The sequence below is a fragment of the Streptomyces sp. Inha503 genome (assembly GCF_047215865.1).
Classification (GTDB): domain Bacteria; phylum Actinomycetota; class Actinomycetes; order Streptomycetales; family Streptomycetaceae; genus Streptomyces; species Streptomyces lycopersici.
Map to the genome: position 1 here is coordinate 9139567 of NZ_CP178360.1, position 13538 is coordinate 9153104.

Consider the following 13538-nt stretch of genomic DNA (forward strand, 5'->3'; position numbering starts at 1 on the left):
CTCCTTACGGCGGTCACGCCGCGTGGTGCGACGTGAAGGGACCGAGCGTCCGGGTATCGTCGACTGAATATTGAATACAGTATGCCCGAGAAGGGGGTCAAGGAGTCGGACGACACCTCAACCCCCCTTCTGTCTCGTGGTGATGGGGCCCCGGACGGTGGAGCGAGCTCAGCCGGTGAAGAGCTGGGTGGCCTTCTGGACGAGCTCGTAGACCCCGTATCCGAAGGGCAGCACCACCCAGGCCCAGACGGCCACGGTCAGCGCGGTGCGGTCTTTGGTGGGCTCGGTCATCGGTCCCCTCCCTTCTCGGCGGGGGCCGCCTCGGAGTCGGTCGCTTCGGAGTCGGCCGCCGCGGGCTCGGCTGCCTCGGGCTCGGTCGCCTCGGAGTCGGCCGCCGCGGGGGCCGGTTCGTGGAAGCGCGGATGGACCGGCCGTATCAGCTCGTTGGCGACGAAGCCGACGATCAGCAGCGCGATCATGATGGTGAGTGAGAGCGAGTACAGCCCGGGGCCGGTCTTCCCCGCCTCCTCCTGGTGGTCGGCCACCTTGTTGACGATGTACGGGCCGAGGACCCCGGCCACCGACCAGGCGGTGAGCAGCCGCCCGTGGATCGCGCCCACCTGATAGGTGCCGAACAGGTCCTTCAGATACGCCGGAACGGTCGAGAAGCCGCCGCCGTAGAAGGAGAGGATCACCAGGGCGCACACCACGAACAGCGGCTTGGAGGAGTCCCCGAGCTGCGAGATGGCCAGATACATCAGCGCGCCCACGCCCAGGTAGACCCGGTACATGTTCTTGCGTCCGATGAGGTCGGAAGTGGACGACCACAGCAGCCGCCCGGCCATGTTGGCCGCCGACAGCAGGGCGACGAAACCGGCCGCCGCGGTGGCGGACACGGGGGTGTCGGTGTCCTTGAAGTAGTCGCCGATCATGGGCGCGGCCTTCTCCAGGATGCCGATGCCCGCCGTCACGTTCATGCACAGCACCACCCACAGGAACCAGAACTGCGGGGTGCGGATGGCGTTGCGCGCGGAGACGTCGGCCGCGCTGATCATGTGCCCTTGCTCCTGCGGCGGTTCCCAGCCGGCGGGCCGCCAGCCCTCCGGCGGTACGCGCACCAGCAGGACGCCGAGGGCCATGAAGACCGCGTAGGTCACGCCGTGGACCAGGAAGGTGGCGGCGATGCCGCCGTTGTCGGTGCCGAAGTGCTCCAGCAGCTTGCTGGACCAGGGCGAGGCGATGAGCGCCCCGCCGCCGAAGCCCATGATGGCGATGCCGGTGGCCATGCCGGGCCGGTCGGGGAACCACTTCATCAGCGTGGAGACGGGGGAGATATAGCCGATGCCGAGGCCGATCCCGCCGATGAAGCCGTAGCCGAGGACCACCAGCCAGTACTGGCTGGTGGCGGCGCCGAGCGCGGCGACGAGGAAGCCGGAGGAGAAGCAGACGAGGGAGACGAACATCGCCCAGCGCGGGCCGTTGCGCTCCACGAGCGTGCCGCCGAAGGCGGCGGACAGGCCGAGCATCACGATGCCCAGCTGGAAGGGGAGCGCGCTGGCCGTGCCGGAGAGGTCCAGCGAGGACTCCAGGGGCGGCTTGAACACGCTCCACGCGTAGGCCTGGCCGATGGAGAGATGGACGGCCAGGGCGGCCGGCGGCACCAGCCAGCGGCTCCAGCCCGGTGGGGCCAGGGTGCGTGAGCGATGGAGCGGGCCGAGACGATCATTGGTGAGCATGTGCCCGGACTTTAAGGATTCAACGAGTCAATGACTAGACGTCAAGGCACCTGGGATGTGTCGGCGCCGTGGACAGGTTGGGTAAACTGTAGACAATAACCAATTCACGCATCCGTGAATCCGGATATCAGGTGAACAGTGAGCCAGAGGGGGCGCGATGCTGTCCAGGGGACTGCCGCACGGGGCGGTGCCGAAGCTGGAGCGGCCCGGACCACTCCGTGAGCGGGTCTACGAGGCGCTGCTCGAACTCATCACCACCCGCGCCCTCCGCCCCGGCCAGCACCTCGTGGAGAGCGAACTCGCGGGCCAGCTCGGGGTCTCCCGCCAGCCGGTGCGCGAGGCCCTCCAGCGGCTCAACACCGAGGGCTGGGTCGATCTGCGGCCCGCCCAGGGCGCGTTCGTCCACGAGCCCACCGAGGACGAGGCCGATCAGCTCCTTACGGTGCGCACGCTCCTCGAGGCCGAGGCCGCCCGGCTGGCCGCCGCCGCGGCCGACGAGGCCGGGGTCGCCGCCCTGGAGGACCTGTGCGCGAAGGGCGAGCGCGCGGTCCTGGACGACGATGTGGACGGCGCGGTCGCGGCCAACGCCGAATTCCACGCCAAGGTGATGGAACTGGCCGGAAACGCGGTCCTGTCCGAGCTGGCCGCCCAGGTGGACCGCAGGGTCCGCTGGTACTACACCCCGGTCGCCCGCCAGCGCGGCAAGCAGTCCTGGATCGAGCACCGCGAGCTGATCGCGGCCATCACCGCGGGTGACGAACACGGCGCCACGGCCGTCATGCGCGCCCACACCGAACACACCCGCCGCACCTACCACGACCGCGAGCGTTCCTGACGCGATCCGCCGGTCCGCCGGTCCGCCGGTCCGCCCGGCACCGCGGCCTTCAAGCCACCTCCATGCGCTCGACCGCGTCCTTGGCCTCCTTCAGACCGGCGTCGGTGAGCTCCCGGTAGACCTTGATGGCCTCGATCTTCTTGCCCTGCCGCACCAGGTCCATCACCCGCTCCAAGCCGGGCTCCGCCACCTGAATGTCCAGATGGCCGAGGATCAGATCCAGCTTGCGCTCGATACGGTCCGCCCTGCGCTGGATCTTCTGAATCCTCGACTCCAGCAGCGGATACTGAAGGATGAGGGCCATGATCGCGATGTACGCCGCTATCTCCATGAGCGGTGATCGTAGTGGCCGAAGTCTTTCCCCGAGCATGGACCCCTGGGCGGGTGCCCTGGCGCGCTGTCGCGAAAACGACCTGGCTTTGTCCTGAGACAGGAGAAAGTCGGAGCCAATTGCGGCGCAAGTTCTTCCCACCCCCGACAACCGCTGCTACGTTCCCCGTGAAAGCCCGGCCACGTGGATGCCGATGACGGCGGGAGGGGCAGCGTGAGGCGCATGACGGCACGACCGGCCAACGCGCATCAGGCGCGATTGCTTCGCCTGCTGCGCGACGGCGGCCCCAACTCCCGTGCTCAGCTGGGCGATGAGATCGACCTGTCGCGTTCGAAGCTGGCCGTGGAGATCGACCGGCTGCTGGAGACCGGGCTGGTGGTCGCGGACGGGCTGGCGGCCTCGCGGGGCGGCCGGCGTTCGCACAACATCCGGCTCGCGCCCGGGCTGCGGCTGCTCGGCGTGGACATCGGCGCCACCTCCGTGGACGTCGCCGTGACCAATGCCGAACTGGAGATTCTCGGCCACCTCAACCAGCCCATGGATGTGCGCGAGGGGCCCGTCGCGGTCTTCGAGCAGGTGCTGGACATGGCCGCGAAGCTCCGGGCGTCCGGGATGGCCGAGGGGTTCGACGGGGCCGGCATCGGAGTGCCGGGCCCGGTGCGGTTCCCCGAGGGCGTGCCCGTGGCGCCGCCGATCATGCCGGGGTGGGACGGCTTCCCCGTACGGGAGGCGCTCAGCCAGGAGCTCGGCTGCCCGGTCATGGTCGACAACGATGTGAACCTCATGGCGATGGGGGAGCAGCACGCGGGAGTCGCCCGTTCCGTCAAGGACTTCCTCTGCGTGAAGATCGGCACCGGTATCGGCTGCGGGATCGTCGTCGGCGGTGAGGTCTACCGCGGCACGACGGGCAGCGCGGGCGACATCGGCCACATCCAGGCCGAACCCGACGGCCGCCCCTGCGCCTGCGGCAACCACGGCTGTCTGGAGGCGTACTTCGGCGGCGCGGCGCTGGCCCGCGACGCCGAGGAGGCCGCCCGCGACGGCCGGTCCGCCGAACTCGCCGCCCGGCTCGAGGAGGTCGGCAGCCTCGCCGCCACCGATGTCGCCGCGGCGGCATCGGCGGGCGACGCGACCGCGCTCGACCTCATCAGGGACGGCGGCACCCGTACGGGCCAGGTCATCGCCGGGCTCGTCAGCTTCTTCAACCCCGGTCTGGTGGTCATCGGCGGCGGTGTCACCGGGCTCGGCCATACGCTGCTCGCCGCCATACGGACCCAGGTCTACCGCCAGTCCCTGCCCCTGGCCACCGGCAACCTCCCCATCGTGCTGGGCGAACTCGGCCCGGCCGCCGGGGTCACCGGCGCGGCCCGCCTGATCAGCGACCACCTCTTCTCACCGGCCTGACCGCCTGATGGCCATGACCGCATGACCGCCTGACCCCGCCCGGCCACGGTCGGGCCGTACCTCGGCACAGCGCAGCAGCACCGCATCCGCACCGGACCGCACCCACCGCACCTCGGCGTACGCCACGCCGAGGTACGAGCCGCACCACCGAGCCGCACCACCCGGCACCCCACTCCCACCGGGGCCGCGCCGCTACCCCGTCGCGCCCCGCCGCGCACTCGCACGCCCAAGCGCCCCGCACGCCCAGCGACCCCCACCGCATCGAGCGACCGCACCGCATACGACCGCATACGAGCGACCACCGCATACGAGCGCCCCGCACCGCATCGAGCGACCCCGCCGAGGAGGCCCGCCATGGCACCGGCACCACCCGACCCGCGCCCACTCCTCACCATGTCCGCGATCACCAAGTCCTTCCCCGGCGTACGGGCCCTGGACGGCGTCGACCTCGATGTCGAAGCGGGCGAGGTGCACTGTCTGCTCGGCCAGAACGGCGCGGGCAAGTCCACCCTCATCAAGGTGGTCGCCGGGGCGCATCAGCCCGACAGCGGCGAGATCATCTGGTGCGGTGAACCCGTCACCCTCAAGTCGCCCATCGCCGCCATGCGCCTCGGGATCGCCACCATTTACCAGGAACTCGACCTGGTGGAGGGGCTGTCCGTCGCCGAGAACGTCTTCCTCGGCCATGAGATGGCCACCGGCGGCTTCGTCCGCTCCCGCGCGGCCCGCACCGCCACCGCCGCCTTGCTCACCCGGCTCGGGCACCCCGAGATCGACCCGGGGCGGCTGGTGGGGGACCTCTCCGCGGCCGGGCAGCAGATCGTCTCCATGGCCCGCGCGCTCTCCCACGACGTCCGGCTGATCGTGATGGACGAGCCGTCCGCGGCCCTCGACCCCGACGAGGTGGACAACCTCTTCCGCATCGTCGGCGATCTCACCGCCGCCGGTGTCGCCGTCGTGTACATCTCGCACCGGCTGGAGGAGATCCGCCGGATCGGCGACCGCGTCACCGTGCTCAAGGACGGCCGGGCCGCGGCCCGTGGGCTGCCCGCGCGCACCACCCCGACCCGCGAGGTCGTGGCGCTGATGACGGGCCGGGACGTGGAGTACGCGTTCCCGCGCCGCACCACGGCGCCTCCGGTCGCCACCGCGGCGCCCGTGCTGCGGCTGGAGAACCTGGGCCGGGCGGGGGAGTTCGAGCCGATCGACCTCGAGGTGGCGCCCGGCGAGATCGTCGGGCTGGCCGGGCTCGTCGGCTCCGGGCGGTCCGAGATCCTGGAGACCGTCTATGGCGCCCGCCGCCCCACCTCGGGCCGGGTCCTGGTGGACGGCCGCCCGCTGCGCCCCGGCAGCGTGACCGCCGCCGTGCGCGCCGGGCTCGGTCTCGCCCCCGAGGAGCGCAAGGCGCAGGCGCTGCTGATGCTGGAGTCCGTCACCCGCAATGTCTCGGTCTCCTCGCTGACCCGCTTCTCCCGCGCCGGATGGGTGGACCGCGGCGCGGAGCGGGCGGCGGCCCGCCGCTGCGTCCGCGATCTGTCGCTGCACCCCGACGACCCGGAGCGGCCGGTGCGCACCCTGTCCGGCGGCAATCAGCAGAAGGCCGTACTGGCCCGCTGGCTGCTGCGCGGCTGCCGGGTGCTGCTGCTGGACGAGCCGACGCGCGGGGTGGACGTCGGCGCCCGCGCCGAGCTGTACGCGGTGATCCGCCGGCTCGCCGACGACGGCATGGCCGTCCTCCTCGTCTCCAGCGAACTGCCCGAAGTCCTGGGCCTCGCCGACCGGGTGCTGGTGCTCCGCGAGGGCCGCGTCGTCCATACGGCGCCCGCGCGGGAGCTGGACGAGCACCGCGTCCTCGATCTCGTCATGGAAGGGAGCCCGTCGTGAATTCACCCGGGAGCAGGCCGGCGTCCCCGCCTCCGGCCGACCCCGCCCCGGTACCGGGCGCGGGCGCCACGCTGACGGCCGGTCCGGTCGGCAAACCGCCGGCCGGCCGCACCGACACCGATCCGCTGAGCAGGCTGCGGCGCCTGGCCGACCTGCGCAACCTCTCGCTCATCGGGGTGCTGGCGGTGCTGATCGCCGTCGGCGGCTTCACCAAGCCCGATGAGTTCCTGAGCACCGACAACCTCCAACTCGTGCTCACCCAGGCATCCGTCATCGGCGTCGTCACCGTGGGCGTGACCTTCGTCATCACCAGCGGCGGCATCGATCTGTCGGTCGGCGCGATCGTCGCGCTCGCCTCGGTGTGGGCCACCACGCTCGCCACCCAGGACTACGGGCTCGGCGGCATCCTGCTGTGCGCGGTCCTGGTGGGGCTCGGCTGCGGACTGGTCAACGGAGTGCTCATCGCGTACGGCGGGATGGTGCCGTTCATCGCCACCCTCGCGATGCTCGCCTCCGCCCGCGGTCTCGCCCTCCAGATCAGCGACGGCAAGACCCAGGTCGTCACCGTCGACCAGGTCCTGGACCTCGGGCTCCCGGACGCCTACGTCCTCGGCATACCTCCGCTGGTGATGATCTTCGCCGCCGTGACCGTGGTGGGCTGGCTGGTGCTCAACCGCACCACCTTCGGCCGGCGCACGGTCGCCATCGGCGGCAACGCGGAGGCGGCCCGGCTCGCGGGCATCGACGTCCGGCGGCAGCGGCTGCTGCTGTATCTGCTCTCCGGGCTGTGCTGCGGTGTCGCCGCCTTCATGCTGGTCGTCCTCACCGGCTCGGGCCAGAACACCAACGGCAACCTCTACGAACTCGACGCCATCGCCGCCGCGATCATCGGTGGCACGCTGCTCAGCGGCGGCCGCGGCACCATCACCGGCTCCGTCCTCGGCGTCCTCGTCTTCACCACCATCACCAATCTGTTCGCCCTGAACAACCTTCAGAGCGATGTCCAGCAGATCGCCAAGGGCGCGATCATCGTCGCCGCCGTCCTGGTACAGAAGGGTCGTTCGACGCCATGACGTATGCCAAGAGCTCCTCCGCCACCACCAGTCGCAGAAACCTCCTCCTGGGCACCGCCGCGGCGGGCGCGATGTTCGCCGCCGGGTGCACCAGCAACGAGAACAACGACGACGGCGACAACGCCAAGCAGGCCGCGAACACGGCCAATGACAAGCCCGGTAAGGCGGTCACCATCGGCTTCGCCGGGCCCCAGGCCGACCACGGCTGGCTCAACGCCATCAACGAGCAGGCCAAGCGGCGCGCCAAGGAGTACAAGGACGTCACCCTGGAGGCCACCGAGGGCTCCAACGACACCGCCCAGCAGATCGGCCAGATCGAGACCCTCATCAACAAGAAGGTCGACGTCCTGGTCATCCTGCCCGCCGACGGCAAGGCGCTCACCCAGGTCGGGCTCAAGGCCATGCGGGCGGGCATCCCGGTGGTCAACCTCGACCGGATCTTCGCCTCCCCGCAGGCGTACCGCTGCTGGATCGGCGGCGACAACTACGGCATGGGCCTCAACGCCGGGCGTTACATCGGCGAGCAGCTCAAGGGCAAGAAGAACGCCAAGGTCATCGAGCTGGCCGGGATCGACAACCTGGAGCTGACCCGGCAGCGCACCGAGGGCTTCAACGACGCCCTGAAGAACTACCCCAACATCAAGAAGGTCGGCCGTCAGGCCGCGGAGTTCACGGTGGAGTCGGGCCAGGCGAAGATGGCCCAGCTGCTCCAGGCCCACTCCGACTTCGACGCCCTGTGGAACCACGACGACGACCAGGGCGTGGGCGCCGAGCGCGCCATCAAGCAGGCCGGGCGCGATGACTTCCTCATGGTCGGCGGCGCGGGCGCCAAGCACGCCATGGACGCCATCAAGGCCGACAACAGCGTGCTGAAGGCCACCGTGCTCTACCCGCCCACCATGGCCGCCTCCGCCATCGACCTCGCCCGCGCGCTGGGCCAGGGCAAGGGCGTCGGCGGTCTCGCGGAGCTGGAGATCCCGGCTTCCCTCACCCTCTACTCCGCCGTCGTCACCAAGGACAACGTGGACGAATACCTCCCCACGGGATTCAGCTGAGCCCGATTGAGGGCCAGACCCCCCACCTCGCGTCGGTTTGCGATCGTCAGAAGGAGTCCCATGGAAAATCCTGAAGCGAAGACACTCGGCGTCGGCATGGTCGGCTACGCCTTCATGGGCGCCGCCCACTCCCAGGGCTGGCGCACCGTCGGCAGTGTCTTCGACCTCCCCGCCCGCCCCGCGATGTCCGCGGTCTGCGGGCGCGACGCGGACGCCGTACGGGCCGCCGCGGACCGGCACGGCTGGGCCGCTGCCGAAACCGACTGGCGGGCGCTGATCGCCCGGGACGATGTGCAGGTGGTCGACGTCTGCACCCCGGGCGACAGCCATGCCGAGATCGCCATCGCGGCCCTGGAGGCGGGCAAGCACGTGCTGTGCGAGAAGCCGCTCGCCAACTCCGTGGCCGAGGCCGAGGCGATGGTGGAGGCGGCCCGGCGGGCCCGGGAGCGCGGCCAGGTGGCGATGGTGGGCTTCAACTACCGCCGCGCGCCCGCGATCGCGTACGCCCGCAGGATGGTGGCGGACGGACGGATCGGGGTGCTGCGGCACGTCCGGGTCACCTATCTCCAGGACTGGATCGTCGACCCGGAGTTCCCCCTGGTGTGGCGGCTGCGGCGGGAGTACGCGGGCTCCGGCGCCCTCGGCGACCTGGGCTCGCACATCGTCGACCTGGCGCAGCATCTGGCGGGCGAGCGGCTGATCGGCGTCTCGGCGCTCACCGAGACGTTCATCCGGGAGCGGCCGCTGCCGGCCGGCGCGGTGGCCGGGCTCGGCGGTGCCGGGGCGGGCGGGGCGGCGCGCGGACCGGTGACGGTCGATGACGCGGCGCTGTTCACCGGGCGGTTCGGCTCCGGTGCGGTGGCGTCGTTCGAGGCCAGCCGGTTCGCCGCGGGCCGTAAGAACTCGCTCAGGATCGAGCTCAACGGCGATCGCGGTTCGCTCGCCTTCGATCTGGAACGCCTCAATGAGCTGTCCTTCCACGATCACACCGAGCCCGCGGTCGACTCCGGCTTCCGCCGGATCCTGGTGACCGAGCCCGAGCACCCCTACCTCGAGGGGTGGTGGCCGCCGGGCCACGCCCTCGGCTATGAGCACACCTTCGTCCACCAGGCGCGGGACATGGTGTTCGCGATCGCCGACGGGACCGGCCCCGAGCCGTCCTTCGAGGACGGGCTTCAGGTGCAGCGGGTGCTGGCCGCCGTGGAGGAGAGCGCGGAGAAGAACTGCGTCTACACCCCCGTACCCGTCTGAGGAGGAGGCCGGAATGCCCAGACCCTTCACGCTCTTCACCGGCCAGTGGGCCGACCTTCCCCTGGAGGAGGTCTGCCGGCTGGCCCGTGACTTCGGCTACGACGGACTGGAACTCGCCTGCTGGGGCGACCACTTCGAGGTGGACCGGGCGCTCGGCGAGTCCGGCTATCTGGACGGGCGGCGCGAGCTGCTGGAGAAGTACGGCCTCAAGTGCTGGGCCATCTCCAACCACCTGGTCGGCCAGGCCGTGTGCGACTCGCCCATCGACGAGCGCCACAAGGCCATCGTGCCCGCCCGGATCTGGGGCGACGGCGAAGCGGAGGGCGTCCGGCGGCGGGCCGCCGCCGAGATGGCCGACACCGCACGCGCCGCGGCCGCCTTCGGGGTGCGCACCGTCATCGGCTTCACAGGCTCCTCCATCTGGCATCTGGTGGCGATGTTCCCGCCGGTGGTGCCGGGGATGATCGAGCGGGGCTACGAGGACTTCGCCGAGCGCTGGAACCCGGTCCTCGACGTCTTCGACGCCGAGGGCGTGCGCTTCGCCCACGAGGTGCACCCCAGCGAGATCGCCTACGACTACTGGACCACCCACCAGGCGCTGGAGGCCGTAGGCCACCGCCCCGCCTTCGGGCTCAACTTCGACCCCAGCCACTTCGTCTGGCAGGATCTGGACCCGGTCGGCTTCCTGTGGGACTTCCGGGACCGGATCTACCACGTGGACTGCAAGGAGGCCCGGAAGCGGCTGGACGGCCGCAACGGCCGCCTCGGCTCCCATCTGCCCTGGGGCGATCCCCGCCGCGGCTGGGACTTCGTCTCCGCGGGCCATGGCGATGTGCCGTGGGAGGACGTGTTCCGGATGCTGCGCTCGATCGGCTACGACGGTCCGGTGTCGGTCGAGTGGGAGGACGCCGGGATGGACCGGCTCACCGGCGCCCCGGAGGCGCTGGCCCGGCTGAAGCACTTCGACTTCGACCCGCCGACGGCGTCGTTCGACGCGGCCTTCGGCGGCGGGGACAACTAAGCGCTCCGCTGGAAGTGCCGCGATGCGTCGTCGGCCGACTGCGGCGCCGTCGTGGCTGGTCGCGCAGTTCCCCGCGCCCCTTCGGGGCGCTGCCCGAACCGTAGCGGACTTCCTCTGACCTGCTTGGCCCGGCTCTGGCCGGGATCGGGTCCAGCCCGGCTCCAGCCCGGCCCGTCGGGCATCGAGGACCCGCCCGTAGGGCCCCTGGGTGGGGGACCGCACACCGCGCCCCCACCCAGCTTTGTCCTGCTCGTGGATGAAGCGGTACCTGTTTTGTGTCAAAGGGGTTTCCGGACCGGACAAACCCCGCTACGGTCCTTGAGATGTACCGGACACATAGGGGCCCCCTCGCCCCGGACCGGTCATCCCGGCGCGACGGCGCGCGCCTGTGCCAGTCACGGCGGCCTGACGGCCCGCCCGTACCCCCCTCTTTCCACGGAGGATCAGCGTGCACAGGAAAAGGCTTCGACTGCGCGGACCCCTCGCGCTCGTCACGAGCGCACTGCTCGTCGGCGCGGGGCTCGCGTTCACCGCTCCCCAGGCGGGCGCGGACCAAGCGGACCAACCCGCCTCGGCAGCCGACCAGTTCCAGCAGGTAACCCTCGCCAAGGGCGTTGAGGAGACCGGCGAGCCCATGACGCTCGCCGTGCTCCCCGACCGCTCCGTGCTGCACACCTCGCGCGACGGCACCCTGTGGCTGACCGACGCCACGGGCGAGACCAAGGTGTCCGGCAAGCTGCCCGTCTACTCGCACGACGAAGAAGGGCTCCAGGGCGTCGGCATCGATCCCGGCTTCGCCGACAACCGCGCCATCTACCTCTACTACGCGCCCCCGCTCGACACCCCCGCCGGTGACGCCCCCACCCAGGGCACGGCCGCCGACTTCGCGAAGTTCGACGGCGTCAACCGCCTCTCCCGGTTCACCCTCGACGCCGACGGCACCCTGAACACCGGCAGTGAGAAGAAGGTGCTGGACGTCCCCGCGTCCCGCGGCATCTGCTGCCACGTCGGCGGGGACATCGACTTCGACGCCGACGGCAACCTGTACCTGTCCACCGGCGACGACACCAACCCGTTCGAGTCCGACGGCTTCACCCCCATCGACGAGCGGGACAATCGCAACCCGGCCTTCGACGCCCGGCGCTCCGCGGGCAACTCCAACGACCTGCGCGGCAAGGTCCTCCGGATCAAGGTGGCGGACGACGGCTCGTACACCATCCCGGACGGCAACCTCTTCGCGCCCGGCACCGAGAAGACCCGGCCCGAGATCTACGCGATGGGCTTCCGCAACCCGTTCCGGATCAGTGTCGACAAGCCGACCGGCACGGTCTACGTCGGCGACTACGGACCGGACGCCGGCGCCGCCAACCCCGAGCGCGGACCGGGCGGCGCGGTCGAGTTCGCCCGGGTGACCAAGCCCGGCAACTACGGCTGGCCGTACTGCATCGCCGACAACAAGCCGTACCGCGACTACGACTTCGCCACCGGCACCTCAGGACCGGCCTTCGACTGCGCCGCGCCCAAGAACACCTCGCGGTACAACACCGGGCTCACCGATCTGCCGCCCGCCCAGCCCGCCTGGATCCCGTACGACAACGACTCCGTGCCCGAGTTCGGCTCCGGCTCCGAGTCCCCGATGGCCGGGCCGGTCTACCGCTATGACGCCTCGCTCGACTCCCCGGTGAAGTTCCCGGAAGCCTACGACGGGAACTTCTTCGCGGGGGAGTTCGGCCGCCAGTGGATCAAGCGGATCGAGCAGGGCGCCGACGGGGCCGTGCAGAAGATCAACGACTTCCCGTGGTCCGGCACCCAGGTCATGGACTCGGCCTTCGGCCCGGACGGCGCGCTGTACGTGCTCGACTACGGCCTCGGCTACTTCAACGGCGACGAGCACTCCGCGCTCTACCGGATCGAGAACGCCACCGACGGCCACTCGCCCATCGCCGAGGCGAGCGCCGACCGCACCTCCGGCACGGCGCCCATGAAGGTCGCCTTCTCCTCGGCGGGCACCTCGGACGCCGACGGCGACACCCTCACCTACAGCTGGGACTTCGGCGACGGCACCACCTCCACCGCCACCAATCCCACCCACACGTACAAGAAGAACGGCACCTTCACCGCGACCCTCACCGTCAAGGACCCCACCGGCCGCAGCGCCAGCGCCAATGTGCACCTCACGGTGGGCAACACCGCGCCCAAGGTGACGCTCCAGCTGCCCGCCGACGGCCAGCTGTTCAACTTCGGCGACGAGGTCCCGTTCAAGGTCAAGGTGACCGACCCGGAGGACGGGACCGTCGACTGCGCCAAGGTCAAGGTCACCTACATCCTCGGCCATGACAGCCACGGCCACCCCGTCACCACGGCGAACGGCTGCTCCGGCACCATCAAGACCAACGCGGACGGGGAGCACGACCCCAACGCCAACATCTTCGGAGTCTTCGACGCCGAGTACACCGACGGCGGCGGGGGCGGCCAGCCGCCGCTGACCACCCACGACCAGTCCATCGTCCAGCCCAAGCACCGGCAGGCCGAGCACTACGACGACAGCCAGGGCGTCTCGGTGATCAACCACACCCCGGCCAACGGCGGCAAGACGGTCGGCGACATCGAGAACGGCGACTGGATCTCCTTCACCCCGTATGTGCTGGGCAACGCCAAGGACTTCACCGCACGGGTCTCCTCGGCGGGCGCCGGCGGCACGCTGGAGATCCGCAGCGGGTCCTCGACCGGACGGCTGCTGGGCACCGTCACCGTGCCGGTGACCGGCGACTGGGAGACCTTCCAGGACGTCAAGACGACGCTGAAGAAGCCCCCGACCGGTACCACCACGCTGTCCCTCGTCTTCAAGGGCGGTGCGGGAGCGCTCTTCGACGTGGACGACTTCACGATCGGCACCGGCTGACGAGCGAGGCGCTGACGCGCTGACGATCGGGGCCGGGGGTGGCCGC

The 13538-nt window shown here is 70.7% G+C and carries 11 protein-coding genes; 8 read left to right on the forward strand and 3 right to left on the reverse strand.

Features of this window, described 5'->3' with window-relative positions; all coding sequences use genetic code 11:
• Positions 1-168: 168 nt before the first annotated feature.
• Together ACJX2R_RS38760 and ACJX2R_RS38765 are read right to left on the reverse strand one after the other, a co-directional pair.
• Positions 169-291: an MFS transporter small subunit gene (locus ACJX2R_RS38760; protein WP_256653775.1), complete on the reverse strand. Its 123-nt coding sequence runs from the start codon at positions 289-291 to the stop codon at positions 169-171.
• Positions 288-1736, reverse strand: a complete 1449-nt coding sequence (locus tag ACJX2R_RS38765) for an OFA family MFS transporter (RefSeq protein ID WP_413103885.1) — start codon at positions 1734-1736, stop codon at positions 288-290. Before ACJX2R_RS38765 ends, ACJX2R_RS38760 begins: the two co-directional genes overlap by 4 nt.
• A 157-nt stretch (positions 1737-1893) precedes the next feature.
• On the opposite strand from ACJX2R_RS38765, the gene ACJX2R_RS38770 reads away from it, so the two are divergent.
• Positions 1894-2571 (forward strand): GntR family transcriptional regulator, encoded by a 678-nt coding sequence (locus ACJX2R_RS38770; protein ID WP_413103886.1) that lies wholly within the window; start codon positions 1894-1896, stop codon positions 2569-2571.
• Between the two features lie 49 nt (positions 2572-2620).
• Here ACJX2R_RS38770 and ACJX2R_RS38775 read toward each other — a convergent pair whose 3' ends face one another.
• Positions 2621-2902: a ribosomal protein L7/L12 gene (locus ACJX2R_RS38775; RefSeq protein ID WP_086881205.1), complete on the reverse strand. Its 282-nt coding sequence runs from the start codon at positions 2900-2902 to the stop codon at positions 2621-2623.
• Positions 2903-3124: 222 nt separating this feature from the next.
• Here ACJX2R_RS38775 and ACJX2R_RS38780 point away from each other — a divergent pair, with 222 nt between their 5' ends.
• From ACJX2R_RS38780 to ACJX2R_RS38810, 7 genes are all read left to right on the forward strand, one after another.
• Positions 3125-4306 (forward strand): ROK family protein, encoded by a 1182-nt coding sequence (locus ACJX2R_RS38780; protein WP_413103887.1) that lies wholly within the window; start codon positions 3125-3127, stop codon positions 4304-4306.
• Positions 4307-4660: 354 nt separating this feature from the next.
• Complete coding sequence (locus tag ACJX2R_RS38785) at positions 4661-6190, forward strand: sugar ABC transporter ATP-binding protein (protein ID WP_413103888.1); 1530 nt, start codon at positions 4661-4663, stop codon at positions 6188-6190.
• A 125-nt stretch (positions 6191-6315) separates the two neighbouring features.
• Positions 6316-7263 (forward strand): ABC transporter permease, encoded by a 948-nt coding sequence (locus ACJX2R_RS38790; protein ID WP_413106052.1) that lies wholly within the window; start codon positions 6316-6318, stop codon positions 7261-7263.
• A complete protein-coding gene (locus ACJX2R_RS38795) occupies positions 7260-8318 on the forward strand; it encodes a substrate-binding domain-containing protein (RefSeq protein WP_413103889.1) in 1059 nt (352 codons plus the stop codon). The genes ACJX2R_RS38790 and ACJX2R_RS38795 overlap by 4 nt, the downstream gene beginning before the upstream one ends.
• Before the next feature lie 60 nt (positions 8319-8378).
• On the forward strand, positions 8379-9569 hold the full coding sequence (locus ACJX2R_RS38800) for a Gfo/Idh/MocA family protein (protein WP_413103890.1): 1191 nt from the start codon (positions 8379-8381) through the stop codon (positions 9567-9569).
• A gap of 13 nt (positions 9570-9582) precedes the next feature.
• The gene (locus tag ACJX2R_RS38805) at positions 9583-10590 is read left to right on the forward strand and encodes a sugar phosphate isomerase/epimerase family protein (protein WP_413103891.1); all 1008 of its coding nucleotides are present in this window, start codon (positions 9583-9585) and stop codon (positions 10588-10590) included.
• Between the two features lie 448 nt (positions 10591-11038).
• Positions 11039-13492 (forward strand): carbohydrate-binding protein, encoded by a 2454-nt coding sequence (locus ACJX2R_RS38810; protein ID WP_413103892.1) that lies wholly within the window; start codon positions 11039-11041, stop codon positions 13490-13492.
• Positions 13493-13538: the final 46 nt, after the last annotated feature.